This window comes from Pseudomonas sp. G11-1 (genome assembly GCF_024031555.1).
GTDB lineage: Bacteria > Pseudomonadota > Gammaproteobacteria > Pseudomonadales > Pseudomonadaceae > Halopseudomonas > Halopseudomonas bauzanensis.
This window is the reverse complement of record NZ_QEYQ01000001.1, coordinates 638,240-651,739: the sequence shown is the minus strand read 5'-3', so window position 1 is coordinate 651,739 and position 13,500 is coordinate 638,240. Positions and strand designations below refer to the sequence as shown.

General features: G+C 63.4%; 13 protein-coding genes. 6 read left to right on the top strand and 7 right to left on the bottom strand.

Going from position 1 to position 13,500, the window contains the following annotated elements; genetic code table 11:
- Positions 1–16 precede the first annotated feature (16 nt).
- The 6 genes from DHB74_RS03020 to DHB74_RS02995 all read left to right on the top strand — a co-directional run bounded on the left by DHB74_RS03020 (position 17) and on the right by DHB74_RS02995 (position 8,084).
- Entirely contained in the window at positions 17–1,495 is a 1,479-nt protein-coding gene (locus DHB74_RS03020) for an FAD-dependent oxidoreductase (RefSeq protein ID WP_499160766.1), read from the top strand.
- A gap of 116 nt (positions 1,496–1,611) precedes the next feature.
- Entirely contained in the window at positions 1,612–2,802 is a 1,191-nt protein-coding gene (locus DHB74_RS03015; protein WP_499160765.1) for an acyl-CoA dehydrogenase family protein, read from the top strand.
- Between the two features lie 10 nt (positions 2,803–2,812).
- On the top strand, positions 2,813–3,943 hold the full coding sequence (locus tag DHB74_RS03010; protein WP_499160764.1) for an acyl-CoA dehydrogenase family protein: 1,131 nt from the start codon (positions 2,813–2,815) through the stop codon (positions 3,941–3,943).
- 41 nt (positions 3,944–3,984) lie between these two features.
- Positions 3,985–5,652: a class I adenylate-forming enzyme family protein gene (locus DHB74_RS03005; RefSeq protein WP_499160763.1), complete on the top strand. Its 1,668-nt coding sequence runs from the start codon at positions 3,985–3,987 to the stop codon at positions 5,650–5,652.
- Positions 5,653–5,673: 21 nt separating this feature from the next.
- On the top strand, positions 5,674–6,465 hold the full coding sequence (locus DHB74_RS03000) for an SDR family NAD(P)-dependent oxidoreductase (RefSeq protein ID WP_499160762.1): 792 nt from the start codon (positions 5,674–5,676) through the stop codon (positions 6,463–6,465).
- 38 nt (positions 6,466–6,503) lie between these two features.
- Positions 6,504–8,084: an MFS transporter gene (locus tag DHB74_RS02995; RefSeq protein WP_499160761.1), complete on the top strand. Its 1,581-nt coding sequence runs from the start codon at positions 6,504–6,506 to the stop codon at positions 8,082–8,084.
- 97 nt (positions 8,085–8,181) lie between these two features.
- Here DHB74_RS02995 and DHB74_RS02990 read toward each other — a convergent pair whose 3' ends face one another.
- The 7 genes from DHB74_RS02990 to DHB74_RS02960 are packed head-to-tail and all read right to left on the bottom strand — an operon-like array spanning position 8,182 to position 13,497.
- Positions 8,182–8,637: a nuclear transport factor 2 family protein gene (locus DHB74_RS02990; protein WP_499160760.1), complete on the bottom strand. Its 456-nt coding sequence runs from the start codon at positions 8,635–8,637 to the stop codon at positions 8,182–8,184.
- Between the two features lie 33 nt (positions 8,638–8,670).
- Complete coding sequence (locus DHB74_RS02985) at positions 8,671–9,462, bottom strand: SDR family oxidoreductase (RefSeq protein WP_499160759.1); 792 nt, start codon at positions 9,460–9,462, stop codon at positions 8,671–8,673.
- A gap of 32 nt (positions 9,463–9,494) precedes the next feature.
- Entirely contained in the window at positions 9,495–9,962 is a 468-nt protein-coding gene (locus DHB74_RS02980) for an SRPBCC domain-containing protein (RefSeq protein ID WP_499160758.1), read from the bottom strand.
- 22 nt (positions 9,963–9,984) lie between these two features.
- Positions 9,985–10,440 (bottom strand): nuclear transport factor 2 family protein, encoded by a 456-nt coding sequence (locus tag DHB74_RS02975; protein WP_499160757.1) that lies wholly within the window; start codon positions 10,438–10,440, stop codon positions 9,985–9,987.
- Between the two features lie 22 nt (positions 10,441–10,462).
- The gene (locus DHB74_RS02970) at positions 10,463–11,179 is read right to left on the bottom strand and encodes an EthD domain-containing protein (RefSeq protein ID WP_499160756.1); all 717 of its coding nucleotides are present in this window, start codon (positions 11,177–11,179) and stop codon (positions 10,463–10,465) included.
- A gap of 18 nt (positions 11,180–11,197) precedes the next feature.
- Positions 11,198–12,385 (bottom strand): sulfotransferase family protein, encoded by a 1,188-nt coding sequence (locus DHB74_RS02965; protein ID WP_499160755.1) that lies wholly within the window; start codon positions 12,383–12,385, stop codon positions 11,198–11,200.
- Between the two features lie 2 nt (positions 12,386–12,387).
- Positions 12,388–13,497: a DUF1214 domain-containing protein gene (locus DHB74_RS02960; protein ID WP_499160754.1), complete on the bottom strand. Its 1,110-nt coding sequence runs from the start codon at positions 13,495–13,497 to the stop codon at positions 12,388–12,390.
- Positions 13,498–13,500 lie beyond the last annotated feature (3 nt).

Genomic DNA, 13,500 nt, shown 5'->3' with positions numbered 1-13,500 from the left:
ACAGAAGGATGCTGCAATGCTGACTGACAATACCTATTCTCCTGCCCGTGCATGCCCGCTGGCGGCGATTCCGGGCTGGGATCTGGAAACCGATGTGGTGGTGGTGGGCTTTGGCGCCGCCGGTGCCTGCGCGGCGATCGAGGCGCGCCAGGCGGGTGCGGGGGTTGTGGTACTGGAAGTAGCCGGTGTGGGCGGCGGCAGTGCCAGCCTGTCGGGCGGCGAGGTGTACGTGGGTGGCAACGGCGGCACCGATGTGCAGCGCGAGCATGGCTTCGAAGATGCCACCGAAGACTTCCAGAAATACCTGATGCTGGCCGGTGGCCCGGCCGCCGATGCCGAGCGAGTAGGTATTTACGCCGACAATGGTGTGGCACATTTCAACTGGTTGCGTGAGCAGGGCGTGCCTTTCAAGGGTACTTACCTGCCGGGCAAGTGGATCGAACCCACGACCGATGACACTCTGTTGTGGTCGGGCAATGAGAAGTCCTGGCCTTATCTCGATCAGGCTAAGCCAGCGCCGCGCGGCCATACCGTGCAGTTTGTCGGCTGGGGCGGCGGCCAGGTACTGATGGAAACCCTGTGTGCCCGTGCCGAGGAGCTGGGTGCACAGGTGCGTTATGACAGCCGGGCCCTGACTCTGGTGGTGGACGAGCGCCAGCGTGTGGTCGGTGTGGTCACCCGCGAGGCCGGCACTCCACGCTTTGTGCATGCCCGGCGCGGTGTGATCCTCTGTGCCGGCGGCTTTATCAGCCACAGCGCCATGGTCGAGCGCTTCGTTCCCTCTGCGCTGGACTGCGAGTTGCAGGTCAGTGCCGGCAATGATGATGGTTCCGGCATACGCATGGGCATGAGCGTCGGCGCGGCCACGCTGAACATGCAGGAATTCTTCGCCACCTTGCCGTTCTTCCCGCCCGCCTCGCTGGTCAAGGGGATCTTCATCAATGAACGAGGCCAGCGTTTCGTCAATGAGGATTGCTATCACGGGCGGGTTGCCCACCATGTGCTGCGCCAGCCCAATGGCCGCGCCTGGTTGCTGGTCGACAACGAGATATTCGGCCGCCCGGTGATTCAGGAAGATATCCAGGTGGCGGCGGTAGGCGAGAGCTGGGAGGAGGTCGAGCAGGAGCTGGGTTTGCCGGCCGGTGCATTGGTACATACCGTCGAGGAATTCAACCGGCTGGCGGCGCAAGGGCAGGATCCGTATTTCCACAAGACCGCCGAGTGGCTGCGCCCCTTGACCGAGCCGCCGTTTGCCGCGCTGAGCTACTGCAAGGGCGATTTCCAAGGGCATGCCTTCACCCTTGGCGGACTGGCCACGCGCCCTGGCGGTGAGGTGCTGGATGCCGACGCCCAGCCCATCGCCGGGTTGTATGCCGCGGGACGCACCGCCTGTGGACTGCCGCGCTGGGGGGAGGGCTACAGCTCGGGCCTGTCACTGGGCGACTCGACCTTCTTCGGTCGGCTGGCCGGGCGCAGCGCGGCAGCCGTCAATTGATGATGGTATCGCACTCGTCCGTCCGGACGACGTCGCGACGCGGATGCTGGCGTTAGAGTCGATGCATAACCAAGGCCGGGTCGGCGATCTGGTGAGAATAACAAGCAGGTAACACGATGAACGAGCTAGAAGTATTTCGCCAGGAAACCCGAGCCTGGCTCGAAGCCAATTGCCCGGCTTCCATACGCACGCCCATGCCCTCCGATGAGATGGTCTGGGGTGGACGTACGGTCGAATTCAAGCACGAGGACCAGCGCCTGTGGTTCGAGCGTATGCGCGACAAGGGCTGGTTCTGCCCCGACTGGCCGGTGGAGTATGGTGGCGGCGGGCTGAGTCCGCAGCAGGTAGCCATTCTCGATGCGGAAATGCGCCGTCTGCACTGCCGTCCGCCGCAGATCAACCTGGGTATCTGGATGCTTGGGCCGGTGTTGCTGGAATTTGCCAGTGAGGACCAGAAACAGCGCTTCCTGCCGCCCATGGCCCGCGGTGAAATCCGCTGGTGCCAGGGTTTCTCTGAACCCAATGCCGGCTCCGACCTGGCCAGCCTGCGCACCTCGGCAGTCATCGATGGCGATGACTTTGTGGTCAACGGCACCAAGATCTGGACCTCCTATGGCAACAAGTCCGACTGGATGTATGCGCTGGTGCGTACCGGGCCCATGGAGCCGAAGCAGGCCGGCATCAGCCTGATCGTACTGGACATGACCTCGCCCGGGGTGACGGTCTCACCGATCGACCTGATCAGTGGCAAATCCAGTTTCTGCCAGGTGTTCTTCGACAATGTGCGGGTGCCGCGCTCGCAGCTGATCGGCGAGCTGAACGCGGGTTGGCCGCTGGGCAAGGCGCTGCTGCAGCATGAGCGCAGCGCCATGTCGAAGTTCAGCGAGTCGGCCCTGCCAACCCACTTCGACCTTGGCGAGTTCCTTGACAAATATCTGGCTGACCCGCAGACCACGGCCGAAACGGTCCTGCAGCAACGGGCCGTCGCCTGCCTGATGGAGGAGGAGAGCTTCCGACTGACCAACCAGCGGATCTTCGAGACCCTGCGTGCCCGGCAGGACGCCTCCGGCCTGATGGCTATCGCCAAGCTGGTGCACACCGAGCAGGAGCGCAGCAAGTTCGAGCTGTTGCTGGAGATCATGGGCAACCATGCCATGGGCTGGGAGGGCGACGGCTTCGACCAGCGTGAGCTGGATCTCACCGGCGCCTGGCTGATGAGCTTTGCCCAGACCATTGCCGGCGGCTCGTCGGAAGTGCAGTTGAACGTGATTGCCAAGCGCGTGCTTGGCCTGCCGGAAGCCAAGTGAGGAGAGTGCCGTGAGTCTGGTTTACAACGAAGATCAACTGCAACTGCAGGACAGCGCACGTGACTTCCTCTCGGCGCGCTCGCCGGTTTCCGTGCAACGGGCGATACGCGACCAGGCTGTCGCGACCGGCTATGACGCCGACGTCTGGCAGGGTATGCAGGAACTGGGCTGGAGCGCGGTGGCGTTCAGCGAGGAGGATGGCGGGCTGGACTTCGGCTTTGCCGGTTTTGCCCCGCTGTTCGAGGAGATCGGTCGTCATCTGAGTGCGTCGCCGCTGCTGGGTAGCGTGGTGCTGTGCGGCGGGCTGATCGAGCAACTGGGTACCGCCCAGCAGCGCCAGCAATGGTTGCCGCAACTGATCGCGGGCGAGTTGCGCCTGGCCCTGGCGCTGGAGGAGTCGGCGCGCCACGCACCGGACAGTATCGCCGTCAGCGCGCGGGCCGATGCCGCAGGCTGGCTGCTCGATGGGGAGAAAGCCTGGGTCGCCGATGCCCGTGAGGCGGATGGCTGGCTGGTGGTGGCGCGCGAGGCCGACGGCGGCTGTGGTGTGTTCCTGGTTCGCACCGGAACACCGGGGGTGCAGTGCGAGGCGCGGCAGATGATCGACTCGCGCAATATGGCCGCGCTGCGATTCTCCAATGTACGGCTCGATGCCGACAGCCGGCTGGGTACCGCCGATGCCGCCGACGCCCTCGACCTGGTCCTGGACCGCGGGCGCAGCTGCCTGGCGGCTGAACTGCTGGGCCTGGCTGAAACCGCCTTCGCAATGACCGTCGAGTACCTCAAGACCCGGGTTCAGTTCGGCGTGCCGATCGGCAGCTTCCAGGCATTGCAGCATCGTGCGGCACGCCTGTATGCCGACCTGCAACTGGCGCGCAGCAGCATGATGACGGCCTTCGCTCAACTCGACCGCCCGGGCGGTGATGTCCGCGAACGTCGGCGCCTGGTCAGCCTGGCCAAATGGCAGGCCGGCCAGGTGGCACAGCGGGTCAGTAACGAGGCGATACAGATGCATGGTGGCATTGGCGTCACCGATGAATATGATCTGGGGCTGTTTCTCAAGCGCATGCGGATGGCGCAGAACCAGTTGGGCAATGCCGATTATCACTGCCAGCGGTACGGCGACAACCGTGGCGCCTGAAACAGCCGTCGGCCCATTACAACAATTACAAAGAGGTACCCATGCACACCAGTCTTGTGGAACAGTGGCGGACGTGTCGCCAGCAGCTATTGAGCGCCCCATCACCTTTCGCCCTGGCCGATGACGAGCAGGGGCTGAAATATTTCGTCAACGCACCGGCCACCCTCACTGATGCGATTCAGGAAGGCCGCCGGCACGGGGACCTGCCATTCCTGCTATGGCGCGACCAGCGCCTGAGCTTTGCCGAGTTTTACGCCGCGGCGGATCAACTCACCGCCGCCTTGCAACAGCGCATCCAGGTCAAGGCGGGGGAGCGGGTGGCGATTGCCATGCGCAACCGGCCGGAGTGGATGGTTGCCTTCGTGGCTTGCGTCCAGGCCGGTGCGATTCCGGTGCCGCTGAACAGTTGGGGGCTGCGCGATGAGCTGCTGCATGCCATCGAGGATGCCGATGCCCGGGTCGTATTCTGTGACCCCGAGCGCCATCAGCAGCTCGATGGCAGCCTGGCGGGCCGTGCGGTAGTCCTGGTCGATGGCGATAGCCCGGACGCCCATGCCTGGCAGGCCCTGATGCGTGCCGAGCTGGCGCCCATGCAACGGGTGCAGGCAGCACCGCAGGATCCAGCCCTGCTGCTCTATACCTCGGGTACCACCAGTCGCGCCAAGGGCGTGCTGTCGTCCCATCGCGCGGTGGCCCAGTCCCTGTTCGCGCTGGATTACCAGGGCGCCTTTTCCGGCATGACCTCGCCGGAGCGAGTCAAACCGATCATCGAATCGGGCCTGCAGCCGACGGCCCTGCTGTGCTTTCCGCTGTTCCATGTCAGCGGCCTGCACGCGCAGTTCCTCAGCATGCTGCGCCATGGCCGGCGCATGGTGATCATGTACAAGTGGGATGTGGAGGAGGCGCTGCGGCTGATCGAGACCGAGCGCTGCACCCAGTTCAATGGTGCCCCGGTGATGATGCAGCAGTTGATCAATCATCCGCGTTTCGACAGCCCGGCGACCGCCACGCTGTTTGCCCTGGGCCTGGGCGGCGGCGCCTCGTCTCGGGTGATGCTCGACCGATTGATGACCTGCAAGCCGACCGCCATGGCGGGCACCGGCTACGGCATGACCGAAAGCAACGGCATCGGTGCGACCCTGGCCGGTGAGCAGTTTGTACATTTCTCGACGAGCTCCGGCTGGCCTTATCCGCTGATTGACCTGGTGGTCGGCGAATCCCCTGACCAGCCGCTGCCCCCCGGTCAGGCCGGGCCGATCTGGTTGCGGTCGGTGACCTTGATGCAGCGCTACTGGAATCGCCCGGAGGAAACCGAGCAGGCACTGCACAATGGCTGGCTGTTCAGCGGGGACGTGGGTTACCTCGACGAGCACGGCTTCATCTACCTGACCGACCGGATCAAGGACATCATCATCCGCGGCGGCGAGAATATTTCCGCGCTGGAGGTCGAGCAGCGGGCCGCCGAGCATCCGGCGGTCGTCGAGGCCGCGGCCTTCGCCCTGCCGGACGAGACCCTCGGCGAGTCCGTGGCGCTGGTCGCCCATATCAATGGCGCCGTGGATGAAGCGGAGCTGCGCGAGTTCCTGGCGACCCGGCTGGCGTCATTCAAGTTGCCGGGGCGGATCTGGTTTACCGATCAGCCCCTGCAGCGCAACGCCACCGGCAAGCTGCAGAAACCCCAAATCAAGCAGTCGCTGGGCCTGGCCTGAGCCACTTCGCGGGAGATTGACATGAGCAAGCTGAACGCAAAGGTGGCCATCGTCACCGGCGGTGCCCAGGGCATTGGCCGGGGCATTGCCGAGGCCTACGTCAACGCCGGCGCCAAGGTATTACTGAGTGACATCAACGGCGCCGCCCTTGACCGGGCAGTCGCTGAACTGGAGGCCATCGGTCCCGGCCAGGTGCTGGGCCGGGTGGTGGACGTTACCTGCAAGGAGCAGGTGCAGGCCATGGTGGCCGCGGCCATCGCCCACTTCGGCTGCCTGGACATCCTGGTCAACAATGCCTGGAGGGGCGCGCCGCTGGCCCGGTTGGAACAGCAGAGCGACGACCAGCTGCGGGGCGCCTTCGACATGGCGGTGATGGCCGCGTTCTGGGCCATGCAGGCCGCGCTGCCGGAGTTCCGCCGGCTGGGTGGCGGGCGGGTGATCAATCTCTGCTCGCTCAATGGCGTCAATGCACATATGTACAGCGCCGACTACAACACCGCCAAGGAAGCCCTGCGCAGCCTGACGCGCACCGCGGCGCGGGAGTGGGCCCGGGACCAGATCTGCTGCAACATCATCTGCCCCGGGGCTGCCAGTGAAGCCTATCGGCGGTTTGCCGAGGCCAGCCCGGATAATGCCGCTGCCATAGCCCGGGCCAACCCCATGGGCCGGATCGGCGATCCGCTGCAGGATATCGCCCCGGTGGCGGTGTTCCTCGGCAGCGATGACTGCCGCTATGTCACCGGCAATACCTTCTTCGTCGATGGCGGCGCGCATATCAATGGCGTGCGCTGGGAACCCCAGCTGCCGTCCTGACGCGCCTTCCGCATCGCCCCTTGCAGATGAGATCCGCCATGAACAATACAACGGCCAACCCCTGGGTGAGCTTCATCGCCCTGCTGTTTGCTACCTTCGTCACCATCGAGGCGGCGGCGTTCCAGGCGCCGGTGCTGCCCAGCGTCACCGCGCATTTTTCCATTCCGGTCAATCTGGCCGCGCTGATCCTGATTGCCTATTTCATTGCCGTTGCCGTGTGCGCGCCGGCCATGGGGCGCCTGGGCGACCAGTACGGACGACGCTACATGATCAGTCTCGGGCTGGTCATCTTCGGCCTGTCGGAACTCATGGCCGCCTGGGCGCCGGAGTTCTGGCTGTTCCTGGCGGCGCGATTCCTCCAGGGGTTGGGCGTGGCCTGCATCTTTCCCGCGGTCTTCAGCTATGTGAACCATCTGTTCCGCGAGGACCAGCGTGGCATGGCCCTGGGTGTGCTGATGTTCGTCATGACCTTCGGCGCCGCCAGCGGCGGTTTGCTGGGTGGCCTGATGATCGACTCGTTCGGCTGGCGCAGTGTCTATCTGGTCAGCGGGGCGCTGGCCTTGCTGGGGTTGATCCCGCTGCTGCTGTGGGTGCCGGAGAGCAAGGGCACGCCGGCCGCGGGGCGCTTTGACTGGACTGGCGCCTTGTTGCTGCTGGTGACCATAGCGGCCTTGCTGTCGCTGCCCACCTGGGCGGCCAATTTCGGCCGCGACTCGGCGGTGACCTGGGGCATCGTGGTGCTCGGTATCGTCAGCCTGCTGTGGCTGTGGCGCCACAGCGGTCGGCAGCCGGCGCCGATACTGGATGTGTCACTGCTCAAGGATCGGCGCTTTGCCATCCCCAGCGCCATCTATTGGATGCAGATGATCCTCAGCAGTGGGCTGGTCTATTCACTGGCGTTCTTCATCAACACCCGGCCGGGCGGCAGCGCCTCCCAGTTCGGCATGGTGACCCTGGCCTTCTTCGGCTGCACCATGCTGGCCTCGCCAATCTCCGGTCGCCTGATCGACAAGGTCGAGCCGCGGTTGATCGCCACCCTGTCGCTGGTTGGCAGCCTAGTGGCGGTGGTGCTGTTTTCCCAGCTGGAGACCGCGGCGTCCCTGACCTGGATCCTGTTCCTGGTGGGCTTTCTCGGATTGATGATGGGGGCCAACGTGCCGGCCCTGATGAAGCTGGCGCTGGGCGCGATCCCCGCGCACAAGGCCGGGGCCGGTTCGGGCCTGTTCAGTATGTTGCGGGATATGGGACTGCCGACGGGGTCATCCTTTTCGCTGGCGATCTTCGGCCTGTCCTCGGCCTACCATACCCGCCGAGTAACGGAACAGACCGCGAACGAACTGGGCCTGAATCAACCGCAGGCCGCCGAGCTGCTGCAGGTCGCGACCCAGCGCGGCACCGAAGTCAGCGCGGAACTGGCGGCGGTGTTGCTGGAGTCCGGCGCCCGGGTCGAGCAGGTACTGGAGAACATTACCGTTGCCTCCCTTGGAGGGGCGATCAGCAGCGTGGGTTATCTGCTTACCGGCCTGCTGGTGGTGGCGCTGGCGTTGACGCCGTTGCTCGGGCGCAGGGCGGATGTGCAGGCGGTCTCCGGTGAGGTGGGGGCGGTTGCCTCGCGTTGAGTGCTGATGGGTATTTTTCAGTGACAGGACAGTTAGCTTTCACCAGCGCATGAAAAACCGGCCCGCAGCAGCGGGCCGGGTCGGTATTGCGAGGGGATCAGTTGATCGGTTTGGAGGTGATATTGCACTGGCTGTCCAGCGGCTGGATCATTTCCAGCAGGCGCTTGTAGCCGGTACGCAGGATCCGCCACTGGCCGCCGACCTTGATGTAGCGGTCTTCGTAGATGGCACTGCCGTGCAGGATGGTGCCTTCATCCAGGTTGATGAACAGATCGTTGAGGTACCACAGGCCAGCGGCTTCATCGCCATCGATGCTGATTTCGGGAGTATGGCCGTTGTGCATACCGAAGCGGCGGTTGGTGAAGGAGCTGGCATAGAAATCCATGGCTTCGTTCATGCCATTGATCTCGAACTGATAGGTCGGGCTGTCGAAGGTGATCAGCACATCCTGCGCCAGAACGTCGCGCAGCAGCTCCAGGTTACAGGTATCGATGCCGCGAAAGTAGCGGGCCTTGAGTTGCTTGATCTGCTCGATGTCATACAGCTCTTGCATGGTCTGTCCTTTAATCGGGAAGGAAGCGGGCTATCAATGGGGCAGGTAATGCCCGCCATTGACATCCAACTGGGCGCCGGTAATCACCTTGGCATAGTCGCTGGCCAGGTACAGGGCGGCGGAGGCACAGTCGGCATCGTCCGGAATCTCACGCAGCGGGATCTGCTGGGCGATCTGCTCGACCAGGGATTCAACGCTGACGCCCAGGCGCTCGGCTTCGCTGTTGAAATACTGGATTACCGGCGCGCCCCACATCCAGCCATTGAAGGTGCTGTTGACGCGGATACCGAACGGCCCCAGATCCTCGGCCAGGTATTGCACGGCGGTTTTCAATGCCCCCTTGGATACCGCATAACCGGCCTCCAGTTGATTCGGACGGCGAGTGGCCATGGTATTGACCATGACGATGCTGCCGGACTTCTGCAGTTTCATCTGTGGCACCACCGCCTGGGTCATGTTCATGCTGCCGAACAGGTTGACCTCCATGGTTTTGCGCCAGTCATCCATCTGCGAGTTGCTGGATGAGCCCCAGGTGCCGTGGGCGTAGGCGGAGTTGATCAGCGCGTCGATGCGTCCGAACTGCTCTACTGTCAGCTTGGCCAGTGCTTCGCACTGTGCGGTCTGGGTGATGTCGGTCGGCAGCTTGAGGATATCGCAGCCGTGACCGGCTTCGCGGATGGCGGCTTCGGCCTCATCCAGCATGGCCGGCGTGCGGGCTGCCAGCACCACGGCCTTGGCTTGATATTCGGCGGCGCGCAGCGCCAGCTTGATGCCCATCCCCGGGCCGATGCCGGAGATGATGATGGTCTTGTCTTTCAACAGCATGGTGCACCTCTCTTGTTGTTATGTGGGCATGTTCAGCGGCGGCTGGCGTAGAGAGCTTCGGCGCGCTGCTTGAGATCGCGGGCTACCTGGTCGAAGGCCTCTTTTACCCAGGCTCCGTGTTCCGCCATGATGGTGTCGGCATTGACGCCGAGGAACTGATCGGTGGTGAAGTAGGTGCTGCGCCCGGTGTCGATGGCTTCGACATACTGATCGCGGCGGGCGGCGTCCTTGTTTTCAGGCACTGGTCGCTGTTCCCAGGACAGCAGTTGCTCCGGCTCGCAGGCGACCAGGTATTCATCGACCGGTACCACGGCATCGGTGCCCGGCGGGCGTACCAGCATCTCCACCGGGTCGTTGATCCGCATGCCGCAGCGGATGCTGAAGCAGAAGCTGTTCCACTCCTCGTATCTGTCCAGATCGGTCAGTACCTCCCAGACCACGCTGGCCGGGGCATCGATCTCGACCTTGATCGAGGTGACAAGGTTTGCGGCTTTGGTCATGTCGATATCCTTCTTGTTGTTGTCAGTTGATGGGTTTGGAGGTGATCTGCAGCTGTTCAGGCAGCGGCTCGACAGTCTCCAGCAACGTCTGGTAGCCGGTCTCGGCGATCAGCCACTGGCCGTCACGCTTGACGTAGCGATCCTGGTAGATCGCGCTGCCATGCATATGGGTGTTTTCTTCCAGGTTGATGAAGATGTAGCTCAGGTACCACAGCGCCGTAGCATGGTTGCCGTCGACCTCGATTTCAGGGGTATGGCCGTTGTGCGTGGCCAGGCGGGTAGCGGTGAAGGAGGTCCGGTAGAACTCCAGCGCCGGCTCCAGGCCCTCCAGGTGGAACTGGTAGGTGGGGCTCTTGAAGGCCAGTTTAACGTCCTCGGTCAACATGGCCCTGAGCATGTCCAGGTTGCAGGTGTCGATGGCGCGGAAATAGCGCGCCTTGAGCTGCTTGATCAGCTCGATTGCTTCTAGATCCAACATGGGTAGCCTCCTTGTGGCGTTCTTAGGCACTCAGCCGGTATTCACTGGTGAGGATGCAGTCGATCTTCTCGAAGTCGATAAAGCGGCTGGTCGACTCGTACATGGCCTGCTGACGCTGCGCGCACTTGTCCGGATCGCCCAGGGCAGCGAAGAATCCCTCCGGATTGCCGATGGCCTCGGGCGGGAAGTTTTCTTCGACGATGGCGTGCAGCACTGGCGCACCGTAGGTAAGCGCGCGGACCACCGTGTTCTGTCGGTAGCCGAAGATCGACTGCAGTGGATAGGCCTTGGGACCATGCCCGTTGCGCCAGACGTCGTACCATTGTTCGTAGTTCATCCAATGTGGCTTGTGCAGCAGCACCACCTGGTTCATGCCGGGGGTGCGCTGGCCAACCGGCACCTGATACCGGGCTGCGCGCGGTTGGCGCTCCTCGGGGTAGGGCTCGGACTCCAGCACCAGATATGCCTCCAGGCGGCTGACCAAGGGCGTCAGAAGGTCCGTGATGGACGGCAACTGCGAGGCGCTGTCCAGCCACAGCGAGAGCATTCCATCCAAGGGAACGGCGCTATTGGTGATGCGCTGTGCGGACGCGGCGGCTACCGCCTCATCCACCATCATGACGCGGATGTTCTGTGCCCCGGCGGCAGCCAGGTCGTCGCGCAGGCCGAGCAGGGCCTGGCGCCATTGCTCGACGCTGTGTTGTGGCGGTTTCCACAGACTCAACATGAGTTTTTCCATGGTTGCTCCTGCCTGCGTTCAGTGATTGCCGCTCAGATGGCGGGTGCGATATTCCAGGTAGTCCCGGGTCATCTGTGCTTCGTCCAGACCGAAGCGCTCCAGGCTGTAGTCGTGGCTGGCACGTTTTTCCCGGCCATTCTTCGCCAGCCATTGTTCGGCGTCGGCGCGCGCCTTATCGGTGAAGGGCATACCGGCGAAGCTGTATACGCGCTCCAGCACCTGCATCGGCCTGGCCACGGTGTCGGCGAACTGGATATCCAGGAAACGGTCAGGGGAATGCTGGTCGCGCACCTGCATGGTGTGGCGAATACCCCGGGCCATGCGACGGTTCCACTGGATGCCGGCGGATCTGGGGTCGGGCTGATCGCTGTACATCTGCCACAGGGTGTGTGCCATGCTGGCCATCGAGGGAATGGTCTGCGCCGGTTCGCGGTGGGTCAGGATCACCTGTGCCCGAGGAAACACCTCCAGCAGCAGATCGATGGTATGCAGGTGCTGGGGTGCCTTGAGCAGCCAGCGCTGACCGCCGGTTTCCCCGCGTTGCTGCTTCTGCCACTGCAGGAACTGCAGCATCTTCTTCAACTGGGTGTAGACGGGGCGCTGGTCCTGCTGGTCGAGCCACTGGGTATAGCTGGGCACGTCGGCGTAGGCGTCCATCGCGCACAGGAACGAATGCTCCATGAGCATGAATTCCTCATCGCAGAGCATGGCGTCGAACGGATGGATCGAGAGAATCTGCGGGATGGCTTCGATGGTCTGTTGCACCTCGGCCCTGGCCCGGCTGATGCGTTGCTCGGGTGCGGCCAGGGTTTCACCTTCCAGCGGCGCCGGGTAACGGGTTTCCCACCAGGCGGCGGAGTGGAAGCGTGAGTCCACCGCCAGGGTACGCTGCAGCATGGTAGTCCCGGTGCGCGGCAGACCGACGATGACCAGTGGGTCATCGATCGCTATTCGGGTGATTTCCGGGAACCTGCGCAGGTAGTCCTCCATCACCAGCCGGTTGAACAACTGGCCGACCAGCCGCTCGCGCATCAGGTAGCAGCCGGTATCCGACAGCCCGGCTTCGCGATCCAGCGCGTCGACCAATACCTCCAGGGCCTGTCGATAATTGTCATCGCCGAAGTGACTGAGTCCGTTGGCACGTTGGCTGGCCTCACTGAGCAACTGGTCGATATCCAGCGCCTGGCGTGTAGTTTGCGTGGTCATGTTCATACCGCCTCCTGCAACTGGTCAATCTTGACCACCCGGGTACTCGGATGGCACTGGTCCTGTGCACCCACCCAGCGCAGGCACAGCGTGCCCTGGCGCAGCCCGGCGGTCTGCAGCCAGTTGGCCACGCCCGGATCGCGTTCACTGAGCACCAGGGTGACGCCGCCGTTGCCGTCATATTCGGCCTGTTGCTTGTTGAAGCAGATCCGGTGATGCCGATAGTCCAGCGACTCCATCCAGTAGTTGTTGATCTGCAGGTTCCAGAAATCGCATTCGGGTACTTTCTCGACATGGATCACCAATGCTTCGTCTTCGGCCAGCGCCCAGTGCGAGTGGTAGTAGAAGATGTTCGGGTCGCCACCCACCGACTGGCACAGCGCCTGATCGGCGGGGGGCAGCTGGTTGCTGTGCGGCAGATAACTCTGGGACCAGTCGGCGAACAGTCGGGCGGTACTCTCCACGTAACTGCCCACGCGTTGCAGTGCCTGTTCGAAGCTGGCCGGGTCCAGCGGGCCAGGCCGGGTATCGGCGCCGATCCGTTCGATGGACAGTTGTGCCGGCACCTCGGCGTCGCGGTCGAGGAAGGTCTGGCGAACCAATACGGAATTGCTGGTTGGCTCCAGCTTCAACCAGTTACCCGGTTGTGGATGGCAACTGAGGATAATCTCGAAGTTGCCATCCTCATCGACCTGCAGCGTGCTGGCATCGAGGAAGCCGGTCTGGATCATCTTGCCATCGGTTTCGTAACCGCCTTTCTGGGTGCCGAAGCTCAGGTAGTAGACCGAGCCGCGGTTGCCCTTGATGCGGTACTCCAGGTTGCCGTCCAGGCGGGCGTACTCATACAGGTTGTCGGGGTTGTCCGCGCCGATCTTGGCGGTTTCATGGGAGGTCTTGAAAAAGCCGGGGAACGCCGGGTCGGCAAACTCCACGTGCATTTCCAGAGCTATGCGCAGCAGCCGGGTCAGGTAGCGGAACCCTTCGGCGCGGGTAGCCGCGTCAGCCGGGGCTTCCGGGCGCAGGATCTGTTCGCCGCAGCGCTTGAGGTGGTCGCAGAAATCCGACCAGGCCTGACCGCTGACCAGGGCGTCATGGGCAGTATTTGTTGTCATTGT

Excerpts from the sequence above, each read along its gene's own strand:
- DHB74_RS03020 (WP_499160766.1), top strand. The coding sequence starts at position 17 with ATGCTGACTGACAATACCTATTCTCCTGCCCGTGCATGCCCGCTGGCG.
- DHB74_RS03015 (WP_499160765.1), top strand. The coding sequence starts at position 1,612 with ATGAACGAGCTAGAAGTATTTCGCCAGGAAACCCGAGCCTGGCTCGAA.
- DHB74_RS03005 (WP_499160763.1), top strand. The coding sequence starts at position 3,985 with ATGCACACCAGTCTTGTGGAACAGTGGCGGACGTGTCGCCAGCAGCTA.
- DHB74_RS03000 (WP_499160762.1), top strand. The coding sequence starts at position 5,674 with ATGAGCAAGCTGAACGCAAAGGTGGCCATCGTCACCGGCGGTGCCCAG.
- DHB74_RS02995 (WP_499160761.1), top strand. The coding sequence starts at position 6,504 with ATGAACAATACAACGGCCAACCCCTGGGTGAGCTTCATCGCCCTGCTG.
- DHB74_RS02990 (WP_499160760.1), bottom strand. The coding sequence starts at position 8,637 with ATGCAAGAGCTGTATGACATCGAGCAGATCAAGCAACTCAAGGCCCGC.
- DHB74_RS02985 (WP_499160759.1), bottom strand. The coding sequence starts at position 9,462 with ATGCTGTTGAAAGACAAGACCATCATCATCTCCGGCATCGGCCCGGGG.
- DHB74_RS02980 (WP_499160758.1), bottom strand. The coding sequence starts at position 9,962 with ATGACCAAAGCCGCAAACCTTGTCACCTCGATCAAGGTCGAGATCGAT.
- DHB74_RS02975 (WP_499160757.1), bottom strand. The coding sequence starts at position 10,440 with ATGTTGGATCTAGAAGCAATCGAGCTGATCAAGCAGCTCAAGGCGCGC.
- DHB74_RS02970 (WP_499160756.1), bottom strand. The coding sequence starts at position 11,179 with ATGGAAAAACTCATGTTGAGTCTGTGGAAACCGCCACAACACAGCGTC.
- DHB74_RS02965 (WP_499160755.1), bottom strand. The coding sequence starts at position 12,385 with ATGACCACGCAAACTACACGCCAGGCGCTGGATATCGACCAGTTGCTC.
- DHB74_RS02960 (WP_499160754.1), bottom strand. The coding sequence starts at position 13,497 with ATGACAACAAATACTGCCCATGACGCCCTGGTCAGCGGTCAGGCCTGG.